General features: G+C 47.8%; 19 protein-coding genes. 9 read left to right on the plus strand and 10 right to left on the minus strand.

Annotated elements, in window-relative coordinates:
* Nucleotides 1–89: 89 nt before the first annotated feature.
* Nucleotides 90–1,964, minus strand: a complete 1,875-nt coding sequence (locus DFQ00_RS14660) for a sensor histidine kinase (protein ID WP_244213849.1) — start codon at nucleotides 1,962–1,964, stop codon at nucleotides 90–92.
* Nucleotides 1,965–2,151: 187 nt separating this feature from the next.
* On the minus strand, nucleotides 2,152–2,433 hold the full coding sequence (locus DFQ00_RS14665) for a hypothetical protein (protein WP_110897223.1): 282 nt from the start codon (nucleotides 2,431–2,433) through the stop codon (nucleotides 2,152–2,154).
* Between the two features lie 147 nt (nucleotides 2,434–2,580).
* Here DFQ00_RS14665 and DFQ00_RS29215 point away from each other — a divergent pair, with 147 nt between their 5' ends.
* The 3 genes from DFQ00_RS29215 to DFQ00_RS14675 all read left to right on the plus strand — a co-directional run bounded on the left by DFQ00_RS29215 (nucleotide 2,581) and on the right by DFQ00_RS14675 (nucleotide 3,316).
* Nucleotides 2,581–2,742 (plus strand): hypothetical protein, encoded by a 162-nt coding sequence (locus DFQ00_RS29215; RefSeq protein WP_017690239.1) that lies wholly within the window; start codon nucleotides 2,581–2,583, stop codon nucleotides 2,740–2,742.
* A 105-nt stretch (nucleotides 2,743–2,847) separates the two neighbouring features.
* Complete coding sequence (locus DFQ00_RS14670; protein WP_110897224.1) at nucleotides 2,848–3,078, plus strand: hypothetical protein; 231 nt, start codon at nucleotides 2,848–2,850, stop codon at nucleotides 3,076–3,078.
* Between the two features lie 40 nt (nucleotides 3,079–3,118).
* Complete coding sequence (locus tag DFQ00_RS14675) at nucleotides 3,119–3,316, plus strand: hypothetical protein (RefSeq protein WP_110897225.1); 198 nt, start codon at nucleotides 3,119–3,121, stop codon at nucleotides 3,314–3,316.
* Nucleotides 3,317–3,593: 277 nt separating this feature from the next.
* Here DFQ00_RS14675 and DFQ00_RS14680 read toward each other — a convergent pair whose 3' ends face one another.
* Nucleotides 3,594–4,805, minus strand: coding sequence for an MFS transporter (locus DFQ00_RS14680; protein ID WP_110897226.1), 1,212 nt, complete (start codon nucleotides 4,803–4,805; stop codon nucleotides 3,594–3,596).
* Between the two features lie 219 nt (nucleotides 4,806–5,024).
* Between DFQ00_RS14680 and DFQ00_RS14685 the strand changes: the two genes are divergently transcribed.
* Nucleotides 5,025–5,687 carry a peptidylprolyl isomerase gene (locus DFQ00_RS14685; RefSeq protein WP_110897227.1) on the plus strand — a complete coding sequence of 221 codons (663 nt, stop codon included), beginning with the start codon at nucleotides 5,025–5,027 and terminating at the stop codon, nucleotides 5,685–5,687.
* Nucleotides 5,688–6,124: 437 nt separating this feature from the next.
* Entirely contained in the window at nucleotides 6,125–6,391 is a 267-nt protein-coding gene (locus DFQ00_RS14690; protein ID WP_110897228.1) for a YqkE family protein, read from the plus strand.
* 172 nt (nucleotides 6,392–6,563) lie between these two features.
* Here the strand turns inward: DFQ00_RS14690 and DFQ00_RS14695 are convergent, their stop codons facing one another.
* Nucleotides 6,564–7,346, minus strand: coding sequence for a YwaF family protein (locus DFQ00_RS14695; RefSeq protein ID WP_110897229.1), 783 nt, complete (start codon nucleotides 7,344–7,346; stop codon nucleotides 6,564–6,566).
* A gap of 320 nt (nucleotides 7,347–7,666) precedes the next feature.
* Here DFQ00_RS14695 and DFQ00_RS14700 point away from each other — a divergent pair, with 320 nt between their 5' ends.
* The gene (locus DFQ00_RS14700; protein ID WP_110897230.1) at nucleotides 7,667–8,641 is read left to right on the plus strand and encodes a ring-cleaving dioxygenase; all 975 of its coding nucleotides are present in this window, start codon (nucleotides 7,667–7,669) and stop codon (nucleotides 8,639–8,641) included.
* Between the two features lie 209 nt (nucleotides 8,642–8,850).
* On the opposite strand, the gene DFQ00_RS14705 is transcribed toward DFQ00_RS14700, so the two are convergent.
* The 3 genes from DFQ00_RS14705 to DFQ00_RS14715 form a co-directional block, all read right to left on the minus strand.
* Entirely contained in the window at nucleotides 8,851–9,558 is a 708-nt protein-coding gene (locus DFQ00_RS14705; protein ID WP_110897231.1) for a stalk domain-containing protein, read from the minus strand.
* 245 nt (nucleotides 9,559–9,803) lie between these two features.
* Entirely contained in the window at nucleotides 9,804–10,646 is an 843-nt protein-coding gene (locus DFQ00_RS14710) for a hypothetical protein (RefSeq protein ID WP_110897232.1), read from the minus strand.
* Nucleotides 10,647–10,941: 295 nt separating this feature from the next.
* Complete coding sequence (locus DFQ00_RS14715) at nucleotides 10,942–12,219, minus strand: methyl-accepting chemotaxis protein (protein ID WP_110897305.1); 1,278 nt, start codon at nucleotides 12,217–12,219, stop codon at nucleotides 10,942–10,944.
* Between the two features lie 336 nt (nucleotides 12,220–12,555).
* Here DFQ00_RS14715 and DFQ00_RS14720 point away from each other — a divergent pair, with 336 nt between their 5' ends.
* Nucleotides 12,556–13,989 (plus strand): aspartate ammonia-lyase, encoded by a 1,434-nt coding sequence (locus DFQ00_RS14720; protein WP_110897233.1) that lies wholly within the window; start codon nucleotides 12,556–12,558, stop codon nucleotides 13,987–13,989.
* A 143-nt stretch (nucleotides 13,990–14,132) separates the two neighbouring features.
* On the opposite strand, the gene rpoN is transcribed toward DFQ00_RS14720, so the two are convergent.
* Both rpoN and pruA read right to left on the minus strand, forming a co-directional pair.
* Entirely contained in the window at nucleotides 14,133–15,437 is a 1,305-nt protein-coding gene (rpoN, locus tag DFQ00_RS14725) for an RNA polymerase factor sigma-54 (protein ID WP_110897234.1), read from the minus strand.
* Nucleotides 15,438–15,500: 63 nt separating this feature from the next.
* Nucleotides 15,501–17,048, minus strand: coding sequence for an L-glutamate gamma-semialdehyde dehydrogenase (gene pruA / locus DFQ00_RS14730; protein WP_110897235.1), 1,548 nt, complete (start codon nucleotides 17,046–17,048; stop codon nucleotides 15,501–15,503).
* A gap of 196 nt (nucleotides 17,049–17,244) precedes the next feature.
* On the opposite strand from pruA, the gene DFQ00_RS14735 reads away from it, so the two are divergent.
* Nucleotides 17,245–18,168, plus strand: a complete 924-nt coding sequence (locus DFQ00_RS14735; RefSeq protein ID WP_110897236.1) for a proline dehydrogenase family protein — start codon at nucleotides 17,245–17,247, stop codon at nucleotides 18,166–18,168.
* A gap of 518 nt (nucleotides 18,169–18,686) precedes the next feature.
* Complete coding sequence (locus tag DFQ00_RS14740; RefSeq protein ID WP_244213850.1) at nucleotides 18,687–20,546, plus strand: sigma-54 interaction domain-containing protein; 1,860 nt, start codon at nucleotides 18,687–18,689, stop codon at nucleotides 20,544–20,546.
* A 111-nt stretch (nucleotides 20,547–20,657) separates the two neighbouring features.
* On the opposite strand, the gene DFQ00_RS14745 is transcribed toward DFQ00_RS14740, so the two are convergent.
* Complete coding sequence (locus tag DFQ00_RS14745) at nucleotides 20,658–22,730, minus strand: nSTAND1 domain-containing NTPase (RefSeq protein WP_110897237.1); 2,073 nt, start codon at nucleotides 22,728–22,730, stop codon at nucleotides 20,658–20,660.
* Nucleotides 22,731–22,885 lie beyond the last annotated feature (155 nt).

Below are 22,885 nucleotides of genomic sequence, written 5' to 3' on the forward strand. Positions count from 1 at the left end.
CCTGATTCACAGTTCTGTTAGCAGTACATTTAATAGTAATAAAAGAAAACAGGGGTAGAACATTAAGCCGGGTATCCCAGACGAGTTCATCATTCGATAAACTCGGGAAAAGATACCACAGCTTCTGTTCCTACCCCTTTGGTGCTTGTAAAGCTGATCTGTCCATTCATTGCTTCAACGATACGGAAGGTCACCATCATGCCTAATCCGGTACCTTTAATTTTATTAGAGAAGTAAGGCTCTCCCAGACGGGATAAAGCTTCCTCACTCATGCCTTCTCCGTTATCCCGAACATGTACTTTGACTTTGCCTTCCTGCGAGTATGCCCAGATATCAATCTGACCTTGCCCACCCTGAAGGGCCTCGATGCTATTCTTAATAATATTGATAAAAGCCTGCTTGAATTTCGAGGAATTGCCTCGAATATGAAGGTTTGGCGGAATATCCGTCGTTATTTTCCCGCCCTCCAGATTCGCCATCGGTACAAGTATACCTTCGATATGATCGAATTCATTCGAAATATTCAACGATACAATATGATCGAATTCAGGCTTTGCGAAGGTCAGAAAATCAGTAATAATACCTGAAGCCCGATCAAGTTCCTCCAGTGCAATTCGCACATATCCTTTATTTTTGTTATCCTCCTGCTCGGTCATAAGCTGAAGGAAGCCTCGCGTTACTTGAAGCGGATTACGCACCTCATGAGCTACCGAAGCGGCAAGCTCACTAATGATCTCCATTTTCTCAGATCGTTGCAACTCATTGTTGAACAATTCCAGCTCTTTGGAATACTGCAGCACTTTATTATGCTTTTCTGCAAAACGACTTCCCAAAATCGCAATCAACGATATTACAAATGCAACCATAGACCACTTCCACCAGAACAGATGATACGTGCCATTGCGCTGATAGTACCACAACAGCTCAAGCACACTAATCAAAGAAAATGTGCCAAAACCGGAGGCTAACAGGATAGCTTCACGGTTGCGTTGCAATGCCTTGGCAATCGTACCAACGAGCAGAATGGTTAGTAAGATTACCAGCACAACGCCCACGACATGCTGCACAAACAAATTGTATAACCCGTCCCATTGACCGCCTGTTATGACGTATATAAACAAAGAGAGCACGGCCACAGTAGAATAAGCCCATTGAATTTTGCGTAGCTTGGTAAATATGCCATACACCCCTGGACCAATAATTTGTTCAAAGAAATAACAGAGTGCAGGCATGCCCAGCAACATGGACAGATCAAAGAGAAGGGAATACAGATCGCCATAAACTTGATAGAATGTATACAGGAACTGAGAGTACGTTATCACCATGACTCCTATTGAACCCATCACTACACATAATGATATCCACAAGCCTTTATGAAATTGACCCAGGAAAAATGTACAGCTGACCATAATAAGTGAGGTGAATACAAACGTAGCACCCAAAATAACATCAATTAAACCGTTATGAATATATTTCTCCTGCAACATGGCATAGGGTCCAATCTCAACAGCACCTTGTATGCCGAGCCAGCCTTTCTCGTTTTGCGACCATATGTAGAGTGTATCCCCAGAATTTTCAACAGATAAGGGTAAAAATACAGCATTATTATCGTAATTATAATGATAGTTCTCATATATTTTCCGAGCTTCAAGATAGATTACGATATGCGTCCCTTTAATATTCTCAAAACGAATCGCTGAACTTTCATCCTGTAATGTGGGGAGCTTTAGACGCGTCCACAAGGAGCCGGCATGTTGCTTGGTCCTGTCCAGGCTTCTGATTGTACCTCTGTCAGCGCTCTGCTTCTCCCAAATCTCGTCCTCGCCCATTACTTCGCTGATGAAGCCCTGATCGTTTGCATTTCCCCATTTTACTTCCCATCCTGTGATAGCTTCAGGCTGCTGAATCTGATCCGTTGCAGCAAGCACTAACCCATGTGGCAACAGAATGATCCATATCGTCATCCACAGGATGATGATAGCTTTGGGCACATTTCTCATTCACAGCACCTCAAAGTGTTTATTTTCTACTCTCGTGCATCCCTTCTATAGGATTCGCCACGGTTGATCATGTCACCTTCTTATTAGATTCCAAAATTCACATTAAAGTAGATTTATAGTTTTTTTTCCATTTTATTGTTATATAAACAAACTACTCACGCAGGTCCTCATATTGATTCACAATCATCTCACGTTCCATCTGCTCCACTTTCGTGCGGAACTCAAGCCACTGCTCCGTCTCTTCATCATCATAGATGGTCCATATATCAGAGAACAGAAAATCACGTAACTGGACTACCTGGCCGGACCATATTCCCCCAACCCAGAACAGCCCATCCGGTCGACGAATAACAGTACGTGAGAACCCGGGAGTAGAGGCCTTTTGTCCGATTCGAATACGTGTAATCATATTACCGAGTGTAAACCAATCCACAAGCTCCCCCTCCTTGTATATCCAAACTTCATCATACCATAGCCCAATCACCAATGGCTCTAAAAACAACGTCAGACGATTCAATCCGCTGCATCATGTGTAATGGTTTCTCAAAGCAAACTCTCACCAAACAAGGAGATGATTATGATGAACGAGCCTCATCGTACGGTAGAAGTTGAACATAAGGATGTGCAGCACAAATCGGATTCAAGCATGGTTGCTTCCACTTTTATTAAATATGCTGCCTATATCATTATCTTTTTTGGATTTCTCTACTTCCTCGTGAAGTATGTGTTTCCCAAATTTTAGCTAACACTGACATAAGACATATCATTCTCGGGAATAATATCATGCTTGATATTACTGAAAACATATCGTTCAAGCCATTCATTCAAAGGAAAGGAAGTGCTCTTGATGTCTGATAAGCCAATCAGCAACGAAGAACGTGATCGTATGGATGAACAATATCTGGAATCCCGCCTGGCTGAGCCTCCGCTGGAATCTGTACCTGATGCAGACCTGCTTCAGCCAGGCAGCCCGGTGGACCCGGCTGCACCCGACCCGGATGCCCTGCACGGGACAGATCTTTTGAATGGCGCCGGAGCTGATGCCAAGCCTGAAAGAAACATTTTGCCGCCGCGCTAGAAGCCAGCCTGCACAAGATCTGAAACAGGGAGGTGTTATCGTGAGCAAACATGCCGAGGAACGACAAGTCCATAAACCGGATAACCTGATCACGGAGCGAGATATTGATCCCGACTTTGGACTATTCACGGAAGCCTCCTTTCCGGGCGGACTGGAGGATAAAGTACAGCGAGATGCCATTGAGCATGCCCTTCCAAAAGAAACGCCTTCAGGCAAGCCGGCTTCGGATCAAGGCTAAACTTGCATTGCACGTCACATCCTCTTCATATGAGCAAAAAAATATACGCGCGGTTAAATCACGCTGCAAGTTCAGACCAAACCGAAGGAACCTCACTACATGGGGTTTCTTCTTTGGTTTTGGTTTGATTACAAGCCATCCCTCATTGATACAGCAAAAAAAGATGACCACTGCCTGTCCAGCGTCATCTCCTTCGTGCTTGTATGTCTCATCTTGCTTCAAGTTGCACAGCTTTATTTGTTCATTCCCATCTTGAATGTATCACTTAAAGCCATCATTATTTTTCAACAATTGTACCTGGTCCAGGAAGCTTATGCTCCAGCCTGGTCCATTTCACTGCAATCGCGGTGGCCAGAAGTGCAACACCATTAATAATAAATATCCAGCGTATTGGAAGCCAGCCGCCAAGGACTCCTCCGATAATCGGTCCCGCCATCGTGCCAATCTGGGCTGCAGACTGGTTCAAACTAAACGCACGGCCTCGAAATGCCGGTTCCGTAACCTGTACAATCATCGCATTGATTGCAGGGAACACCGCCGCAAAGAAAAGTCCATAGACAAATCTCAGGATGCCAAACGCAACATAGCCTGTGGTGAAAAACTGCAGCAGATTACCTACTGCTCCACCAACAAGTCCAATCACCATCACTTTCCCAAAACCAATCCTTGATCCAAGCCTGCCCCAGCGCGGAGCCATAATAACTGTCGCTACGCCCACTGCCGAGAAAATAATGCCTGAGCTTAAAGAAGCACGATCCGCTTGTATTCCCATCTCCATCACATACACGGTTAAGAGCGGTTCCAAAATCATGACTGAAAAGGTGCAAATCCCCATCATGATGAGCACAGTAATGAACACACGGTTTGCTCTGGCTTCCCGAATATCATCCATGACATGCGAACGAGCCTTGTTGCGATTAAAGTTCTCTTCCTTGACCCAGAAGGTCGCGATAACCGCAGACACCAGCACAACGATCGCCGAAAATAGAAACGCACTCCGATTGCCATAATAATGGCTGACAAGGCCGCCAATCAGCGGACCGATAATCCCGCCAGTTGCTCCAGCCGTTGACATAATGCCCAAGGCATACCCCGTCTTCTCTTCGGGTGTGTTCGTACCAACCAGTGCTATTGCCGCAGGCACAAAACCGGCAAGCAATCCCTGAAATAAACGAACAACAATGAGTGAATATGGGTCCTGCACAAAAAAATTAATCAAATACAGGACAGCCAGGCTGTATCCTGAACGAATTAACATCGGCTTGCGCCCATATTTATCAGCCAGCGATCCCCAGAAAGGGGATACAAGAGCACTGGCCAGAAACGTAATGCCGAAGGCCAGACCCGACCACAACTCCAGATGGGCCCGAACACCCAGTTCACTGCTCAGAAATAAAGGCAAAAACGGAATAGAGATTGAATATGCCGTGCTGCAAAAAAAGACACCGATCCACAGAATGATCAGATTTCGCTTCCACGAGAAGTTCATATACCCGCACGTCCTTTCCGAATCCGACGCCGGGACTGCCGTGTATGGAGCGGACGGAACAGACCCGTACGTCCCCCTGATGCGGAAGCATTTTCCTTATTTTACACCTATGCTTCTATGAAAACCATCCCCGTTCACCAGATTAACAAGCCTTGCATTGCCATTCTGCATCTGAAAACGGTATGATAGTTGAAGATCGAATCAAGGAGGATCCTATTCATGTCTTTACGGTGGAAAAAAGCTACCGCAGTTTCGCTTATGCTGGCGATGCTGCTGATCGTTATGAGCGGGTGCGGACGCCCTGCAAACAATGCTTATCAAACGCCGGTTCCGGCTGTGCCAGAAGGACCAGACCCGGTAGCAACTATTGAGATGCAGGATGGGCAGAAGATTGTGATTGAGCTGTATCCCAACATTGCACCCAATACGGTGTATAACTTCATCTCCCTTGCAAACAAAGGGTTCTACGATGGTCTGATCTTTCACCGGGTCATTCCAGGCTTTATGATTCAGGGCGGTGATCCGAACGGGAACGGTTCAGGCGGGCCAGGTTATGCGATCAAAGGTGAGTTTACCTCGAACGGTCATAAAAATCATTTGAAGCATACGCGTGGAGTCATCTCCATGGCACGACAAGACAAAGATCTGGATTCCGCCGGTTCTCAATTCTTCATCATGCTGGCCGATGCCGATTATTTGGATAACTCCTATGCTACTTTCGGCAAAGTAACCGAAGGAATGGACGTTGTTGACGGTATAGCTGCACAGCAGATCGGTGAAAGAGACAAGCCCGTTACTGATCAGGTGATGAAAAAAGTAACAGTGGATACCCACGGCATTGAATATCCGGAACCCGTGAAGATTACAGACGATACAAAGTAAACACGGGTACTCTTGAACAAAACAAATGCTCTGTTCTGTGCACTTGGCGCAGAACAGAGCTTATTCAATGATAACGTTTACATTATAACTTTTACATACATACGTTTCCTTCCGCAAAACAACAACCTCCTCAATGTATCCACCCGAACAGACGCAGCCAGCCAATAATTGCAATCCATAGTGGTACACTGAAGATCACTCCCCATGCAAGCCCTTTCAACATATTACGATTCACATGCACGAACAACGACTCCTTTCTCCAGGGAATAGTCGCAGTCTAGGTATCATTATATGATTTTATACCTGTGCTCATTCGCCGTGTATTCCCCAATCCCCTGCATTACCGCCATACTTCATGGAATGAAATGCGTGAACCTGATATACTAGCCCTATTATTGCATGTGCAATGTGATCTATGTTCGAAAGGAGATTTTCCTATGGCAAAATCCAAAAGACGCGCACCTGCTCCCAAAGCCCAAGCTCAGGCACAAGACCAGCCTGCTACACTGAAGGATCTGCTCAGCAGTGATGTGCTGGCGAAGCTCAAAGCCCAGGCCGATGAAGCCAAAGCAGCCGAGGCTGCGCGTAAGGAGCAAGAGCGGTTACAAGCAGAAGAAGCCCGCAAGGCTGAGCAGAGGCGGCGGGATAATGATTTTGAATACTTGCTGAATAACAGTTCGATGGACTGGAAGAAGCACAAGTAAGGGAAGGATTGAAACAAATTACAGGGTCCGTTTATCGGATGATTTGTAACCAAAGGAGCCGGGTGCGGCTCCTTTTTGAATATGTATATCTATGATTCACCTCCCCCATGCCGGAATCAATGACACAATGGCTCCTATCGCGACGATGAGCTGGCTCCACAGACAGAAGTCATCAGCCTATTTTGGAATGCACCTGATGAGACTTCGTCTTTCTTTTGTTTTGATGTCGTCTCAGACGATCAGGGATGGCAAAGAGCACAATATATAAAAGCGTAAATAAAACAAGAGCCAGTATCTCTTCTCCAAGAATGTAGACAGGGTAAGGTCCCAGCATGTCAAGCACGGATGGTGTATTGGGTTTATGTCTCAGAAACATATAATTTGCACCCAACAGCACATCAGCAACGTACACCATCACGGCTGCTACGTTCACAAAAATCATCGAGCCTGCCACAGAACGCCATCCCGGCCGGAATTGCTCCACCCACGTCATATACAGCAAAGCCAGAATAATCATCGCATGTGCAGTGAAAAATTGAATAAAGCGAAAATGAGCAAAAGCATACCCCAGATTCGGTGTTACAATGGCCATTAAAGCACCTGCAATGCCTGCAAAAAGCACAGCAGAATATAGCCAGCGTGTACGTGTTAATAATAACAAGGCTGATAACAGTAATGTCAGGCTGCACAGCTCTAGGGGCAGCGAGGTCTGAAGGCTCCATATGCCTCCATACACATACCAGAGCTGCAGCACGATCTCACAGCCGATCATCAGGGCTGCCAGTGCAATGCGCATGAGCCGGCTTGAACGTTCTGACAGCCTGCGAAGCGAATGACGAAACAGGAATAACAGCAACACAAGTGCAGCAATAATTATGATAGATATCATATGTGAAGTCGAGAATGCGATAAAGGGTGCTGCATCATATGGATCAAGCCAAGGTGGATAAAGCATGCCTTTCTTCTCTCCTTTGGATCAGGTTGACAGAGATGTGCATTTCATCACTGGGATGGTAACTTTTTTCATTTTGCCACCGAACGATGCAGCTGTCCAGTTTCATTTGAATTAAGCATTGTATTTTAAATATCTTTATGTTAAGATAAAAACAAGAAATAAACATACTAAAAGTTAGTTACTTTAATATCAACAACTTATTTGCTCGATTATTTTCACTATTATCCGCTCTCTATATGTATAGAGACAGACGTAATTCATATCAATTCGTTCACGATTCAGTTTTAAACTAAATTTGTAATTCTCAGGAGGAATCTACGATGTTAATTAAAGGACTTCACCACGTCTCTGCACTTACCGCACATGCCGACCAGAACTACCGCTTCTACACCGACGTTATGGGCCTTCGCCTGATCAAAAAAACGGTTAACCAGGATGACGTCTCCGTGTATCACTTGTTCTATGGTGACGAGAAAGGCAATCCGGGTACCGAGCTGACCTTCTTCGAAATTCCGATGGCTGGCCGCACACGCGAAGGAGTGAATAGCATCTCCGCTACTTCACTTCGTGTACCAAACGATGACGCTCTCCAGTATTGGGTAGAGCGCTTTGACGAATACGAAGTTCCTCATGGCGAGATTGTTGAACGTGGAGGATGTGCAACACTGGCTTTCACAGACTTCGAGGGCATGCGGTTGATTCTCGTCTCGGATGAGCATAACTCAGGCGTTGCTGGCGGCAAACCATGGGATCAAAGCCCCGTGCCAGCAGAATACGGCATTATTGGACTGGGCCCCATCCATCTGACTGTACAAGACGCTTCACTCACCGCGCCTGTTCTCACGGAGCTGCTTGGCTTCAGAGCCAAAGGAAGCTATCCCGCCTTTACACCCGGACAACCTGATGTGCTTGTATTTGAATCTGGCGAAGGCGGCAGCGGTTCCGAAGTTCACCTGGAAGAGCGCAATGATCTGGAGCAGGAACGCCCTGGACGCGGAAGTGTGCACCATGTGGCATTCCGTGTAGATAATGAAGCAGAACTAAGACAATGGGTGGACCGGGTACGCCAGTTCCAATTCCCAAGCTCCGGTTTTGTAGATCGCTTCTACTTCCGTTCCCTGTACTTCCGGGAAGCTAACGGCATCTTGTTCGAGCTTGCTACAGACGGCCCGGGGTTTGATACCGATGAGGACTTTGCCACTCTTGGTGAGTCACTGGCTCTGCCGCCTTTCCTTGAAGGACGCCGCGCAGAGATCGAAGCCAATCTCAAACCGCTGGATACGGTGGTTCGTTAAGCAGAGACCAACAAGCACTCACACATGCAGCTTAAAACCAAATAAAAAACGATTATTGCCACGATGCATCTCTGAACAAACGGAGATGCATCGTGAATAATCGTTTATTAGGCACTCAGGACGTGTCTGTTAACGCTGAAGGAAGCAGATTTTGCTGAATTTTCGTTCCAAGACACGCCCTAGTTGAGCATTCATGTAAATGTTCTATGTTACTTCGTCAGATAAGATGTAGTGAGCGGTACAAACAAAGCTGAACCCGGATCTTCAGATACGATCTCGACATAGACTGCTTCCGTGCCTTTTACATCCACGTCCAGACTTACCATACCGTCTTCTGGCGTAATGCTCAGCTTTTTAAGAACGGCGAGATCCTGATCATGGATTTGAATCTCCTGATTTCCTTTCAGAGCTGCCAGCTCCAGATGCAGGGATGAATACTTTTTGCCCGTGTTGATCTGAATATCCTTTCCCTGTTTCGAGGGATCATTATGCAGATACACATCTTTGTAATCCTTGCCTTTGTATGAAGTTTCAGCAGGATCCTTGGTATGCCAAGCGATAGAGCCAAGCACGGATGTTCCCAATGAGCTTAATGTTGATTTATTGTTTGTAACTGGCGTTGACCCATTTGTTCCACCGATCAGGACGGATGAAGTTGCCCCATCATATGAGATCTCGGTTCCTAGCAATGTACCCACCGCGCGAACCGGCAAATACGTAGTTCCATTATACGTAATCGGCAATACCGTCTTGCCATTGGCGTCCTTCGCTGTCACCGTCTCACCATTCAGCTTCAACGTGATTTTGCTATTCAAATACGCTTTGATCTGCTCCAACCCTGTGGCTGCCAGCGCACCTGTACCAATTCCTAGCGTCAATGTTCCCACCATTAAACCAAGTACGACCTTTTTCTTCATCAAATTCCCTCCCAGACGTTTAAAATGAGTTGTCCTTTATACATTTAAACGACTAAAGTGGAAAAGTCAATGTGTTTTCTTAAATTTATCAAACATTTTTTATTGCAGGACAGCACGAAATGAGGCTGAAGTTCCTGCTTTTTTTTCAGCCCCATTCTATGGTCATACACCCACATGATCTATTCCTTATTGCATTAGGTATTCGTATCTATGCCCCCATGCTGCAGCACAGATTCATACGTCACTCAGTCAAATGATTCATAGAACTCCTCTTCATATACTTCCATACTATATTTCAGATCAGCTGCCTTCCACTCTCCGTTCTGATACGTATAAGCAAACGTCAAATCACCGGCATACAGACCTTCGCCATACGCACCCGAGGTAGCCGCAACAAGTTTGCCATGTTCCACACTATAATATGTCACGCGTCCGAACTGTAACTGATTATAATAAGCGCCTTCTCCAACCGCTTTGTCGAGAGTTGAGACTTTGGCAGGAATCCCATCCACAGCAACTTCAACCTTGATTTTGTTCGAGCCAGATTCAACTTTGGAATGGACATGCTCCTTCACAATGTCATCCAGAGACTGCAGCTTCATCTCCTCCAGCGATTCGGGATCGAGGATATGCGCCTGCCCCAAATAAATGCCTGTGCCATGTCCTTCCGAGTACAGCACAACGATTTCTTTTTTGCCATCTCCATTCAAATCCAGCTCATGTACTTCAGGTTTGTAGGAACCTCCTTCTGACCGCCAATCACTGAACTCGCGTTTCATTCCATTGACCTCTACAACAAGACCGTTATATATATAGCCCGAGCCCTCCACATTCATGGGGTATACGCGCACATGCTCATTCTCTGGTGCAACTGATACATCATCCGCCTTAGCCGGCATCATTTCCTGATTGTTTTGTGTATCTTTCATTCCATCTATATAGGAAGCCTCGACCGTTACGGCCTGGCTTGACGATTCATTTATAGTAAGCTGTTGTTTCGACTCATTGGTCGTTTTGGCAGTTGAGGTTACTGAAAGTGTAGCCACCGCCAAAATAATCATCAGCAGGATACCTGTCCAAGTTTTCAATATACTAAGCTCCTTCTTTGTCGTGATAAACCTATTATATCTTCATTTATCGCCCGCGCGTTGCATTTTTGTTAATCTTTCTTAAAAAAACTTTACAAATCCTAAAATTCACGAAAAAACGTTCGGCTTTAACCATAATAAGCTAATTCTCATATCTATATAAGTTGAACTAAAAATTTCACACAATCCACTCCGATGACAGAATAAGCTGGAGAGTAGCGGTGATCCCCCGATTTTTTCGCTTCCCTTTCCAATAGTATCTATTCAAAAAAAGAAAAAGCATTTCGGAAACAGCTCAAGGCTGCATCCGAAATGCTTTCGTTTTTTCAAGCAAACGATCTGTCAATTGTCTCAGCTCTTCTGCCGAGGAGGAAATCTCCTGCATAATGGCTGTCTCTTCATGTGCCGCATCCATAATACGTCTCGTCTCATCCGAGAATGAGCCTGCTTTTCCTTGGATCTGTTTCACATGACCATGCGTCAGCTCAACACGGCCCGTCTGCTCTGAGATTTTGGAACCGATCTCATGCGCACCCTGCATAAAGACTTCAACTGCACCTGTCAGCACATGAAGTGTTTGATCCACCGTTATCGTGCGCTCTGATTCGTTGACCACCAGACCATGCTGTTCATGACTCAGCTGCACCGTCTCCCGAATTCGTTGCTGCACACGACTGATCAGCTCATTAATGCGATGTACGGAATCTTTACTCTCGTCAGCAAGCTTGCGAATCTGCTGCGCCACAACGGCAAAGCCTGCCCCCTCTTCTCCTGCCCGTGCTGCTTCTATAGAAGCGTTCAAGGCAAGAAGTCCTGTCTCTTCAGCAATATTTTTAACGGACTGTGTAATCACTTCAATATCAGACGCTTCCTTCTCCAGCAGTAGCATAATATCACGGGAGCGATTATGAGATACCGCAAGCTCGTCCATTCCCTTCATCAGTGAAGAAAAAGTCTCTTTCGTCTGCTCCACCGATTGCTCCATCTGACCGGACAATTCCGTCATGCCCACAGATTGCTTCTGCATCCGCTGGAAATCCTGCAACATCTCGTCTGCGGTCATCAGGGATTGCTGCGATGTATGCTTCTGATCCTCAACCCCTGTAGCAATGTGTTCAACCGCATCTGACATCATCTCGATCTGCTCGGCAGCCTGTGTAATCGCCTCACTGAGAGACTGAGCATTCTGCGATGTCGTTCTTGTGCTATCCGTGATATCGTTCACAATTCCACGCAGGTTAGAAACCATTATGCGAAACGCATCATATAATACGGTAAGCTCATCCTGTGCACGCCTTGCAGGAACTTCAGCCGTCAGGTCACCAGAAGATACCTGCTGCGCCACTTGAGACAGCTTTACAATGGGACGAGTCAGATAACGGGAAGCCATCCATCCAAGAATGCCGTTCCAGCACACACCCATTACTAAAATAATCGTAATATACAGCCAGTTTGGGATATCCAGTGACACCCAATCCTTAACAAAAAAAATAAAAAAGCCACTTGTGCCGTATGTAATAATCGAAATAAGTATTAAACCTGCAATTGTCTTCGCTCCTATATTCCACTTCATTTTCTGCACCTCGTAGTCCTTTTTTCCTATTTTACCAATCATGTACTAATTTTCTTGTGACATATATCACTGAAAACGCTCTATTTTGCCCTTATCACCTATCCATGCATGACTTTCATACCATATAGCTCATAATGATAAGACAAGCTTGGCTTTCCCACCCCTGCTTATGTGTTATTCTCGATATGAAATTTTAATTTTCCCAATTTTAATTATTATCGGTTAAAGCAAAAGAATCATTTAGCTTGGCATCTATTTTGCTTAAATGATATACTGAGTGCGCTTCAGCAGTGCTGGAGCGGAATTATTTCTATGATGCCACTGGAGGCGAACGAGATGTCTACTATGTCCACTCGGACGGAGAAAGATTTTATCGGTGAGAAAGAAATCCCGGCTTACGCGTACTATGGAATTCAGACGGTGCGGGCTGTAGAGAACTTCCCGATTACCGGCGTTCCGGTTCACCGCGAACTGATTACAGCGCTGGCTGCGGTCAAAAAAGCAGCGGCTATGGCTAACATGGAGCTGAAGATGCTGCCTAACAAAATCGGTGAAGTCATTATTATGGCGGCGGATGAAATGATGAAGGGCCATCATCTGGATCATTTTATTGTAGACTCCATTCAGGGTGGTGCAGGCACCTCCATGAATATGAATATGAACGAAATTTTGGCCAATCGCGGACTTGAGCTGTTAACCAAAAACAAAGGCGATTACTTCCACTGTAATCCGAACAATCATGTGAACATGTCCCAGTCTACAAATGATGTTGTACCAACAGCACTGCGTATTGCAGCCTATCGTCTCTCGGAGACACTTCTTGTTACGATGAAAAAACTGCAGGACGCCTTCCGCAAAAAAGAAATCGAGTTCAACGATGTCGTTAAAGTGGGACGTACCCATCTTCAGGATGCCGTGCCGATTCGTCTTGGACAAGAGTTCGGAGCGTATGCGCGCGTAATCGGACGAGATATTGAACGTCTTGAATATGCTAACAAACGTATGCTTACCATTAACATGGGTGCAACCGCTGTAGGCACAGGACTTAATGCCAAGCCGGAGTATATTGTAAAGGTGACCGAATATTTGTCCGAAGTAACCGGGCTGCCCCTTCAGACCGCAGATGATCTGGTGGATGCTACCCAGAACACCGATGCTTATCTGGAACTGTCGGCTGCTCTAAAAGTATGTGCAGTCAGCTTGTCTAAAATTTGTAATGACATTCGAATGATGGCCTCAGGACCTCGTGCCGGACTTAACGAGCTGCGTTTGCCTCCTCGTCAGCCAGGCTCTTCCATCATGCCAGGAAAAGTGAATCCGGTTATGGCAGAAGTGATCAATCAGGTGTCCTTCCAGGTGATGGGGAATGATCATACGATCTGCATGGCTTGTGAAGCCGGCCAATTCGAGCTGAATGTGATGGGACCAGTCATTGCCTTTAACCTGCTGCAATCTCTCAAAATCATGAATAACGGCATTGATGTCTTCACAAGATATGCTGTTGAAGAGATGGAAGCGAACCGTGAGCGCTGCGAGTTGATTATGAAGCAAAGCTTCAGCGTTGTAACTGCCTTAAACCCGCATCTCGGTTATAACGTAGCTGCCTCTATCGTCAAGGAAGCGCTGAAAACCGGTATGACCCTGCAAGAAATCATCCTTGAGCGAGGTTTGCTGACACCGGAGGAATTGGAAGAGATTTTGCATCCAGAGCAGATGACCACCCCTGGTATTGCCGGAGAGCATTTCCTGCGCAATATGGAGCGTTTGTAAGCGTAAGCTCATTAAGCTGCACATCAGCACAAACACCCAAAAACCCCTGTTGTCCGTTCGTTCGGATAACAGGGGCTTTTCAGGTATCCATGCTGTTATTTCACGAACATGTGCACATGTTCGGCTGCGATTTCACTCCTTGCTCAGACCCAGCGTTTCCGTTCCAGAGATGGGAGAATCCGCAGCTCGTCTCTGTACTTTGCAACCGTTCTTCGAGAGATTACGATGCCTTCTCCAGCCAGAATAGCAGCGAGCTGGCTATCGGAGTAGGGCCTGCTCAGCGATTCGGAACGGATGATTTCCCTCAGCCTCCGTTTCACTGCCAATGAGGAGGTCTCATGACCAGACAAGGTTTTCAGACCTGTATCAAAAAAAGCTTTCAGGCTATACATCCCGAACGGGGTACGTATAGTTTTACCATTTACAGCGCGGCTCACCGTAGATTCATGCATGTTAATTCTCTCTGCAATGACCGCCAGATTCAGCGGCACCAGTGCATCAGGCCCCTCGCTCAGGAAACGCTTCTGCTCATCCATGACCGCTGTAATGACACGAAGCAGTGTTCTGCGTCGCAGCTGCACACTGCGCAGGATCGACCGCGCCTCGGCTGCCCGGCGCCCCCAGCGTTCACCGGGAGATGTCTCCCTGATCCAGCTTTTACAGGCTTCGTTCAGGGATACCCGAAAGTTACCCGCCGTATACAAGCTGAGCATCATCTCGCCGTTCACCAGCTCCACAGCCGCATCTGGAGTAACATAATGCAAAGATTCATCGCAGCCGATCGAGCGGCATGGCTTCGGGTCTAATCGGGTGATATAGTCATACGCCTGCTGTGCTGCCTGGGCGGTTATACCAAGCTTGCCTGCCATACGTCCCGGATGAAAAGGAACAAGTGCTTCAAGCCCCATCAGCACCATCTGTTCCGCATGCTGCACAGCCGAAGCATCACGCTGAATCTGTAACAGCAGACACTCCTGCAGATTCCGTGCACCGACGCCAACAGGCTCCAGTGACTGCAGCAGCTTCAAGCCTGCCGTCACCTGATCCATCGACATGCCCAGCTCTGCTCGCACCTCGTCCAGCTCCATTTTCAGATATCCATTGTCATTCAGAGATCCTGCCAAATAAACTGCAGCTTTTTTCTGTTCTTCCGGGGCAAGCGTGATGCGAATCTGGGAAGCCAGCACCTGCTCCAGTGTAGGCTCTGCCCCTCTGGCCTGAAGCAGAGGATCATACGCACCATGCCATAATTGCTCGGTTACTCGAGCTGACCTGTATGGGGAAAATGATATTTCCTCCAGCTCGAGCAGTGGATTATCCGCTACAGCATCCTGCAAATAACGAATCAACTCCTGACCCGACAAGGTCAGCAGATGAAAGGACTGCTTGATCTCCGGCGTGATGGACAGCCGGAACCGCTGCTCCTGCACCAACTGAACATCCAACATCCGTGGCCCTCCTTCTGTCTCGCTGGACTTTTGATGAGATATTACCTCTGTACCTCGTCTTGGTCAATACTTTTCCGATACCAGCTTCGCCTGTGTAAAAAGCAGCAGATAATCTCGCCCGCCTGCTTTGGAATCCGTACCCGACATGTTAAAACCGCCGAACGGATGCGTACCGACCAAGGCCCCGGTACATTTACGGTTGAAGTACAGATTGCCTGCAAAATATTCGCGTCTCGCCTGCTCCAGATGTGCCCGATTACGCGAGATCACCGCACCCGTCAAGCCATAATCCGTATTGTTGGCAATCTCCAGTGCCTCCTGGAATGAATTGGCCTTGATAAAAGCCAGCACCGGGCCAAAAATCTCCTCCTGGGCAATCCGGGCCTGCGGGTCCACATCCGCAATGATCGTTGGTTCAACGAAATATCCTTGAGGATCGCCTGTACCTCCACCGTGAACCAAACGGCCTTCCCGTTTGCCAATTTCGATATATTCAGTAATCTTCGCATAGGCTTTATCGTCAATGACCGGCCCCATGTAACTTTGCATTTCAAGTGGACTGCCCAACGTCAGCTTCTGTGTACGCTCAAGCACCTTCTGTAATACTTCATCATATACATCCTTATGAATAATGGCACGGGAGCACGCCGAACATTTTTGTCCCGAGAAACCGAAGGCTGATGCAGTAATGGATTCAGCAGCCAGCTCCAGATCACTGTCATTGTCCACAACGATGGAATCTTTGCCGCCCATCTCGGCGATAACACGTTTGATCCATTTTTGCCCCGGAGCGGTTTTTGCAGCACGTTCATTGATTCGCAGACCGACATCCCGTGAACCCGTGAAGCTAACAAATCGTGTTAGTGCATGATCCACAAGATAATCCCCCACATCGCTACCTGGTCCGGGCAAGAAATTCACCACGCCGTCCGGCAGCCCTGCTTCTGCAAGCAATTCCATGAATTTGGCTGCAATGACTGGTGTAGTGCTCGCCGGCTTTAGAACCACCGTGTTGCCTGACACCAATGCTGCCGAGGTCATGCCCGCCATAATCGCAAGCGGGAAATTCCACGGCGGAATTACGATACCCACGCCGAGCGGAATGTAGGTCAGCTCATTATCTTCCCCCGCAATCCGTACGAGTGGCTGAGGTTCACTGAGACGCTGCATTTCCCGCGCATAAAATTCCATAAAATCAATTGCCTCTGCGGTATCTGCGTCCGCCTCAGGCCAGGTTTTGCCCGCCTCATAGACCATCCAGGCGGAAAATTCATGCTTGCGGCGGCGCATCATAGCAGCCGCTTTGTACAGATAACGGGCCCGCTCGTTCGGGTCCGTGTGCTTCCAGGTGTGGAACGTTTCCGCCGCTGTCTGGATGGCCTTCTCGGCCAGCTCCCGATCGGCTTGATGAACTGTTCCAATCACCTGATCCTTCGCAGCCGGGTTCACAGAATGTAACGTTTGGCTGCCAGTTATTTTTTGACCACCAATAATAATTGGATATTCCCGTCCAAGCTCGGATTGCACCTTGCGGAGCGCGTCTTCAAAGGCTTCCCGGTTCTCCTGCACCGCAAAAGCTGTAAAAGGTTCGTTAACAAATGGAATGTTCATCAATGATTCCTCCTTCAGGATGTGGGTTGCTCGGACTCATGCAGCACTTACGTCTCATTCAAATATATGAAGCAAGAAGCGTGCCAACTCCGCTTGAGAATGAAATATTTTTTTAGGATTGCATACAGCAGCTTTTGGCACGTTTTTTGCTAGATATATGAATACACAATCACAAATTGATGAAGGAGGAAGCATGATGAGTGTCGGAACAGAACTATACCGCAAAACGTTGTTAACCGTGGCTGGCAACAAAGCTGTAGAAAGCCTGTCCCTTAAATACGGCAAGAAGCTCGCAGGCAAATTTATCGCAGGCAGCACGCTGGAAGAGGCGCTGAAGGAAATTCGCATATTAAACAGCAAGGGCATTATGGCGACACTCGATCATCTGGGGGAGGGCATCACCCATCTGAACGAAGCGGCCCTCTATAGAGATGAGTATGTAAGGCTGGTCGAGGGCATCGCACATCGCGGAGCAGACTCGAACGTTTCACTGAAGCCGACCCAGATGGGGCTGGCACTCGACCCCGAAGCAGGTTATCAGAATATTCGGACCGTTGCCGCCAAAGCGAAGAGTTATAATCTGTTCGTACGCATTGATATGGAAGATAGTCCGTTCACACAGGCCACACTCGATATGGTACGAAGACTTCATGCAGAAGGGCTGGATAATACGGGCACTGTGCTACAAGCTTATTTACATCGGACAGAAGAGGATACACGTGACTTGATTCGAGAAGGCATCCGGCTGCGTCTGGTTAAAGGAGCCTACAAGGAGCCTGCTGCTGTTGCATATCAAAGTACAGCCGAAGTGATGCATCAGTTCAAAACGATGATTCGGCACCATCTTGATCAAGGTGCATATACAGCTGTTGCCACACATGATGATCACATCATCAACTGGACGAAACAGTACGCCAAGGATCGGGACATCTCTCCAGAAGCCTTCGAATTTCAGATGTTGTACGGCTTGCGAATGAGTGAACAGGAGCGTCTCGCGCAGGAAGGCTATCGCATCCGCTGTTACGTACCGTATGGAACGATGTGGTACCCGTATTACACCCGCCGTCTGGCTGAGAAACCGGCCAACCTCTGGATGGTGCTCAGAAACATGTTTCGCTAACCCTGTACCGATCCGACCTGTACCCCATGCCCTCCCCATAGCGATACATGCTGTGTCTAACACAAACACCGATCCATACCATGCCATCCTTAGCCCATACGGGATAGGATGGTTTTTTCATCTTCGTTGATGTCTAAAAATCAAGATTCATTGAATTTTATGTTCATAAAATTAGACAATATTTAAACTTTCCGTTGTATTCCTACTCCCGATGGATGCTCCCACCTGTTCTCTGGCTATGCCTGTAGACTCGTTTTCTCCCGTTCTACATGTAAAATAAATTAACACGAATAACTATGCGAACTTCTATATAAAGTTATTTTTCTCAGTAATACCAACATTTTTGTTCATGATTTCATTTTGATAACGCATACAAAAATAACATTCATAGAACAGGGCTCCCTCCTGACCGATCCAAACAAGCGATGTCAAAAAATGTATACACAGCTCCATACAAACGATATAATAGTTATAATTTAAATTTCACTAATCTGTATGTTGTAATCGAGGTGATCCTGATGAGACATTTACTTCCCACTCTGAAAGAGCTAACACGAACAGACATGCTGATCTACGATGATTTTTCCGTTAGCGGACTTCCTCCTTTACCTGTACATCCTGATTCCGACACCATGGCGGACCGCCCGGTATTTGTTCGCTCTGCTGCGGGTAAGGCTTATCTCTATCCTGTATCCTTTGATCAGCCAGGCTCTCTATCCGAGGGTGGCTCAACTTCTATGTCGTCCAGTACATCTGCACCATCGTCCCGTAGTCTGCCACACCACATCATGTTACCCGTCCCTATGATCCCGCCAACTCTAGAACTTGTGCAAATCATTCCAATGTTCTCCAAGAGCCCTTATCTGATTGTCACAAATGATCGTGACGAATGGAGCGGTTATCTCTCCGCATCCGATATCATGAAATCCATGCATCAGGCCCATCGCTTGATGGAGGCATATCTCGAAACCACACTGGAAACCGCCGGCTCTGCGCTGTCTTTGATCAATGAAGAAGCCAATGTAGCCTACTGGACTTCCGGCGCTGAGCATATATTCTCAATTAGCAAAACTGATATTATCGGTCAGCCTGCCGCCAACTTTTTTCCGCCAGAACGACTTCAATCCCTCAAAACCTTATACACTGGCGAAACGGTCTACCGCAAGCAGCACCAGCCGAGACCTGATCTGTTCGCTCTGATTAATGCACGCCCGGTCAGACTGGATGGTCGCATCGTTGGCGCTGTAGCGGCAGAGGTTGACATTACCACTGAAATTCGTCTGCACCAGGAGCTGCTGCACATGACCTCCAAGGTTCAGCATCTGGAAAAAGCTGTGGCACGACTTCGTCCCGAGACCGATCCCTTTGCCCGTATCAAGGGCAGCAGTCCGACGATCCGGCAATGTCAGGAGACGATCCGCAAAATAAGCACAACCCCTGCCACGGTGCTCATTCTTGGTGAAAGCGGCACCGGCAAGGAGCTGTTCGCCAAAGCGATACATGATCTGCGTGAGCCGCAGACCGCTCCTTTTATCGCCATTAATTGCGGGGCTATTCCTGCCTCCCTGTTTGAAAGCGAGCTGTTCGGTTATGAGAAAGGTGCCTTCTCCGGTGCTGATCCCAAGGGAAAAAAGGGCAAGATTGAGCTGGCTGATGGAGGAACCCTTTTTCTGGACGAAATTGGGGAGATGCCCTCGGAGCTGCAGGTAAAGCTGCTTCGTGTGTTACAGGAGCGGAGTTATTTTCCGGTTGGCGGAACGCGGATCAAACAGGCCAACTGCCGAATTATCGCCGCGACCAATCAGGACCTGCCCGCGATGATTGCCCGCAATCAATTCCGGGAGGACCTGTATTATCGGCTGAATGTCATCAATCTCATCATCCCGCCGCTTAGGCTGCGTAAAGAGGACATCTACGAGTTAACACAGACCTTTCTGCAGGAATTCTCCCTGCTCTATAACCGGCACATTGAAGTGATTCCGCCGGAGGTATTCAAGCTGTTGTTCCAATACGACTGGCCTGGTAACGTGCGTGAGCTGCGCAACGTCATTGAACGCTTGACAATTCTGACGATGGATGGTGAAGTGAAGCCGGAGTATTTGCCAGAATCACTCACCCCGTCCGCGGAAATACACCATGACGAGAGCGTACTCATCAGTGTTGCAGGGAAACGGGAAAATACCACCCGGAGTGACGCTGCACCCGCTCAGCATCCTCCTGCTTCGTATCAGCAACAGGTAGATGCGTATGAGGGGCAGCTTCTGCTGCAGTATCTTGAGGCCGCCGGAGGAAACAAACGAACCCTGGCGAAGCAGCTGGGTATCTCCAGAGCTACACTGTACAACCGAATGAAGCGGCTTGGATTAAAAAGTGTGTAGAAACAACGAAAATCCGCAGTTACGAGCGTCTGCCGTTCTCCTGCGGATTTTTGCGTTTCATATGTTTCATGCTGCTACTGGACTTCCGCTCTGTTATGCGCACTAGTCCCTTTACAATATTCTCGCCAAGCGAATGAGTGCCTTTCCGAGATGACGATAGAAGGTGGCCCGACTCATAGAACAAGCCTGTGCTGCGGCAGTTGGATTGCCAGCATGAGTCCAGTACGCGGCATGGAGCAGCTTCTGATCCTGAGGGGATACGCCATGTATTCTGCCTTCCAGCAAGTCCAGAACATATAATTGCACCTGAATGCCGCCCTTCACACCCGTAAGCTTGTCAGCATACTTCTGTAATTCGCCCGGTGAGCGGAGCTGTCCAAGCATCTTGCGAACCTCCTGTTCAGACCACAGGTTATGACCTGATCCTGTGCTCCCGACCTTTGATGAACTCACAGGTATTCCCGGATGCAGGAGTGACATCACCCAGGCACCGAACTGTCCGCTGCGAAGATCCAGCTCAAGCACATCTGCCCGATCCTCATAATGATCACATGCACGCGTAGAAGTTGCCCTCATCTGAAATCCAATACTTCTCAGAAACAGCTTCAGATGCGGATTGGTTGCAACCAATATGGCTCTTGCTCCATCTCCCAGTAAAGACAAGCGATCCAGAATCATATATCCGACCAGCTCTTCACGTGTATACCCAGGTACATCATTCCTCGCCGCAGCCAGCACCGCAAAATGTGTATCGCTCTCGTCCGGGTGCTGGCTCAGCTCCTCAGGAGCGAAGCATTCATTCATTTCGTTGGGAAAATACGTTAAAAGCAAACCGCTGGTCTCCCGGTGTACGAGCACGGTAATAAACATCGCGATGACCTCTCCTTGCTTGTCCCGCTTCAGAACAATACCGTCCGGATAACGCTGAGCCAATTCATCCAGAAAAGGTACATAGTTCACAGCCTGCCAGGGTTCAACACTGTATTCACTCCATTGCTTCAGCAGCTTGCGCAGCGAAGGCAGGTCCGCCCTGTCCATCGGCTCCAGCGGTGAGAACAACGAATCGTTGGATACATCGGCATACTTGCGGAACTGAAGCATCGACTCCTGACAGAGCATCAGCATCTTTCTTGCAATCTGACGCCGCCCATGGGGACCAGCCTGTTCATGGAGCGGCTTCAGCAGCTCAGCAATGCGAATACGCAGAGCTTGCATGCGATGCGGCTCACGCTGCCGAAAATCACGCATCAGATGTACTCTCGCCATATCGTGGAGAGCAAGACCATCCGGCACCGAACGAATGAAGGACATTCGTCTCAGCATATGATATTCCTCCTGCTGCACGGTCATATCCAATACGGCAGATAACAGCTCCTGATTTGCTGCCTCCAGCAAGGTTAACACCTCCACCATTGGATGCAAACGGGGGGTGGTAAGCTCCAGCAGGAGCCGGGCACTGATCATATGTGACAGTTCGGCCCACTCGCTATAAGGCAGATTCCTGCCGTGATCCGCAGCCTCGACCGCAAGTGCCAGTCCCAGCGGATGTCCATCGGTCATTCTAGTGATCGTTCCCGCCATATTTGGCTTCAGTCGTCCGGCAATGGAGATATACTCTGTAATCTCCTCCGCAGTAAAATGCTGAAGTGGCATATGCACCAGCCGCTCAGACAGCCGCGGGTGTGTCCGCCAAGCTGCGGCCAGTTCCGGACGGGATGCTAGTAGGATAAGTATCCCGCTTAGATGAAGTTTGGCAATGAACACCTCCATAAACCAGCTTTCGAGCAGCGCAAGCTCCTCGTAATTATCAACAGCGATCACCAGTCGCTTCTTCTTGGACGTTTCTTTTACAAGAGACAGCGGATGCACGGCCTCTCTTCCCATCAGCTCCAGCTCCAGTCCCAACGTGGACAAAAAATAATCCATAAACACCGAGGGTGTTGTGCCGCAGGAGCGACCATCCATCCAGATTGCTGTAGCTCCCCGATCCCTCGATATCGTCAGCATTTCCGATAAAAGGGAGGATTTTCCGATTCCACCCATTCCGGTAACCGAAAATATAGTCATGGGTGCTTGAGCATGCTCAAACCACTGCTCCAGCATCATCAGCTCTCTGGTTCGAGCGACGAAACGTTTGCCGTCCCTGACATATGTTTCTTTTTGAGCCTCACTACCATTTCCCATATATGCCCTCCGTACTAGATTCTGGCACTCGAAGTGTCGTTGTTTTCTTATAAACTTGAGACTAGATTGAGACGCGCATAAGCATATGAAATGTTAGAATCTTGATAAAAGCCAATTTATAGAAAAAAGATACATAAGCGGTCAAATCAGGTTTA

The organism is Paenibacillus barcinonensis (assembly GCF_003217495.1).
Lineage (GTDB): Bacteria > Bacillota > Bacilli > Paenibacillales > Paenibacillaceae > Paenibacillus > Paenibacillus barcinonensis.

Coding starts and splice junctions, on each gene's coding strand:
- DFQ00_RS14660 (WP_244213849.1), bottom strand. CDS start 1,964: ATGACGATATGGATCATTCTGTTGCCACATGGGTTAGTGCTTGCTGCA.
- DFQ00_RS29215 (WP_017690239.1), top strand. CDS start 2,581: ATGAACGAGCCTCATCGTACGGTAGAAGTTGAACATAAGGATGTGCAG.
- DFQ00_RS14670 (WP_110897224.1), top strand. CDS start 2,848: ATGTCTGATAAGCCAATCAGCAACGAAGAACGTGATCGTATGGATGAA.
- DFQ00_RS14680 (WP_110897226.1), bottom strand. CDS start 4,805: ATGAACTTCTCGTGGAAGCGAAATCTGATCATTCTGTGGATCGGTGTC.
- DFQ00_RS14685 (WP_110897227.1), top strand. CDS start 5,025: ATGTCTTTACGGTGGAAAAAAGCTACCGCAGTTTCGCTTATGCTGGCG.
- DFQ00_RS14690 (WP_110897228.1), top strand. CDS start 6,125: ATGGCAAAATCCAAAAGACGCGCACCTGCTCCCAAAGCCCAAGCTCAG.
- DFQ00_RS14695 (WP_110897229.1), bottom strand. CDS start 7,346: ATGCTTTATCCACCTTGGCTTGATCCATATGATGCAGCACCCTTTATC.
- DFQ00_RS14700 (WP_110897230.1), top strand. CDS start 7,667: ATGTTAATTAAAGGACTTCACCACGTCTCTGCACTTACCGCACATGCC.
- DFQ00_RS14705 (WP_110897231.1), bottom strand. CDS start 9,558: ATGAAGAAAAAGGTCGTACTTGGTTTAATGGTGGGAACATTGACGCTA.
- DFQ00_RS14715 (WP_110897305.1), bottom strand. CDS start 12,219: ATGAAGTGGAATATAGGAGCGAAGACAATTGCAGGTTTAATACTTATT.
- DFQ00_RS14720 (WP_110897233.1), top strand. CDS start 12,556: ATGTCTACTATGTCCACTCGGACGGAGAAAGATTTTATCGGTGAGAAA.
- rpoN (WP_110897234.1), bottom strand. CDS start 15,437: ATGTTGGATGTTCAGTTGGTGCAGGAGCAGCGGTTCCGGCTGTCCATC.
- pruA (WP_110897235.1), bottom strand. CDS start 17,048: ATGAACATTCCATTTGTTAACGAACCTTTTACAGCTTTTGCGGTGCAG.
- DFQ00_RS14735 (WP_110897236.1), top strand. CDS start 17,245: ATGAGTGTCGGAACAGAACTATACCGCAAAACGTTGTTAACCGTGGCT.
- DFQ00_RS14740 (WP_244213850.1), top strand. CDS start 18,687: ATGAGACATTTACTTCCCACTCTGAAAGAGCTAACACGAACAGACATG.
- DFQ00_RS14745 (WP_110897237.1), bottom strand. CDS start 22,730: ATGGGAAATGGTAGTGAGGCTCAAAAAGAAACATATGTCAGGGACGGC.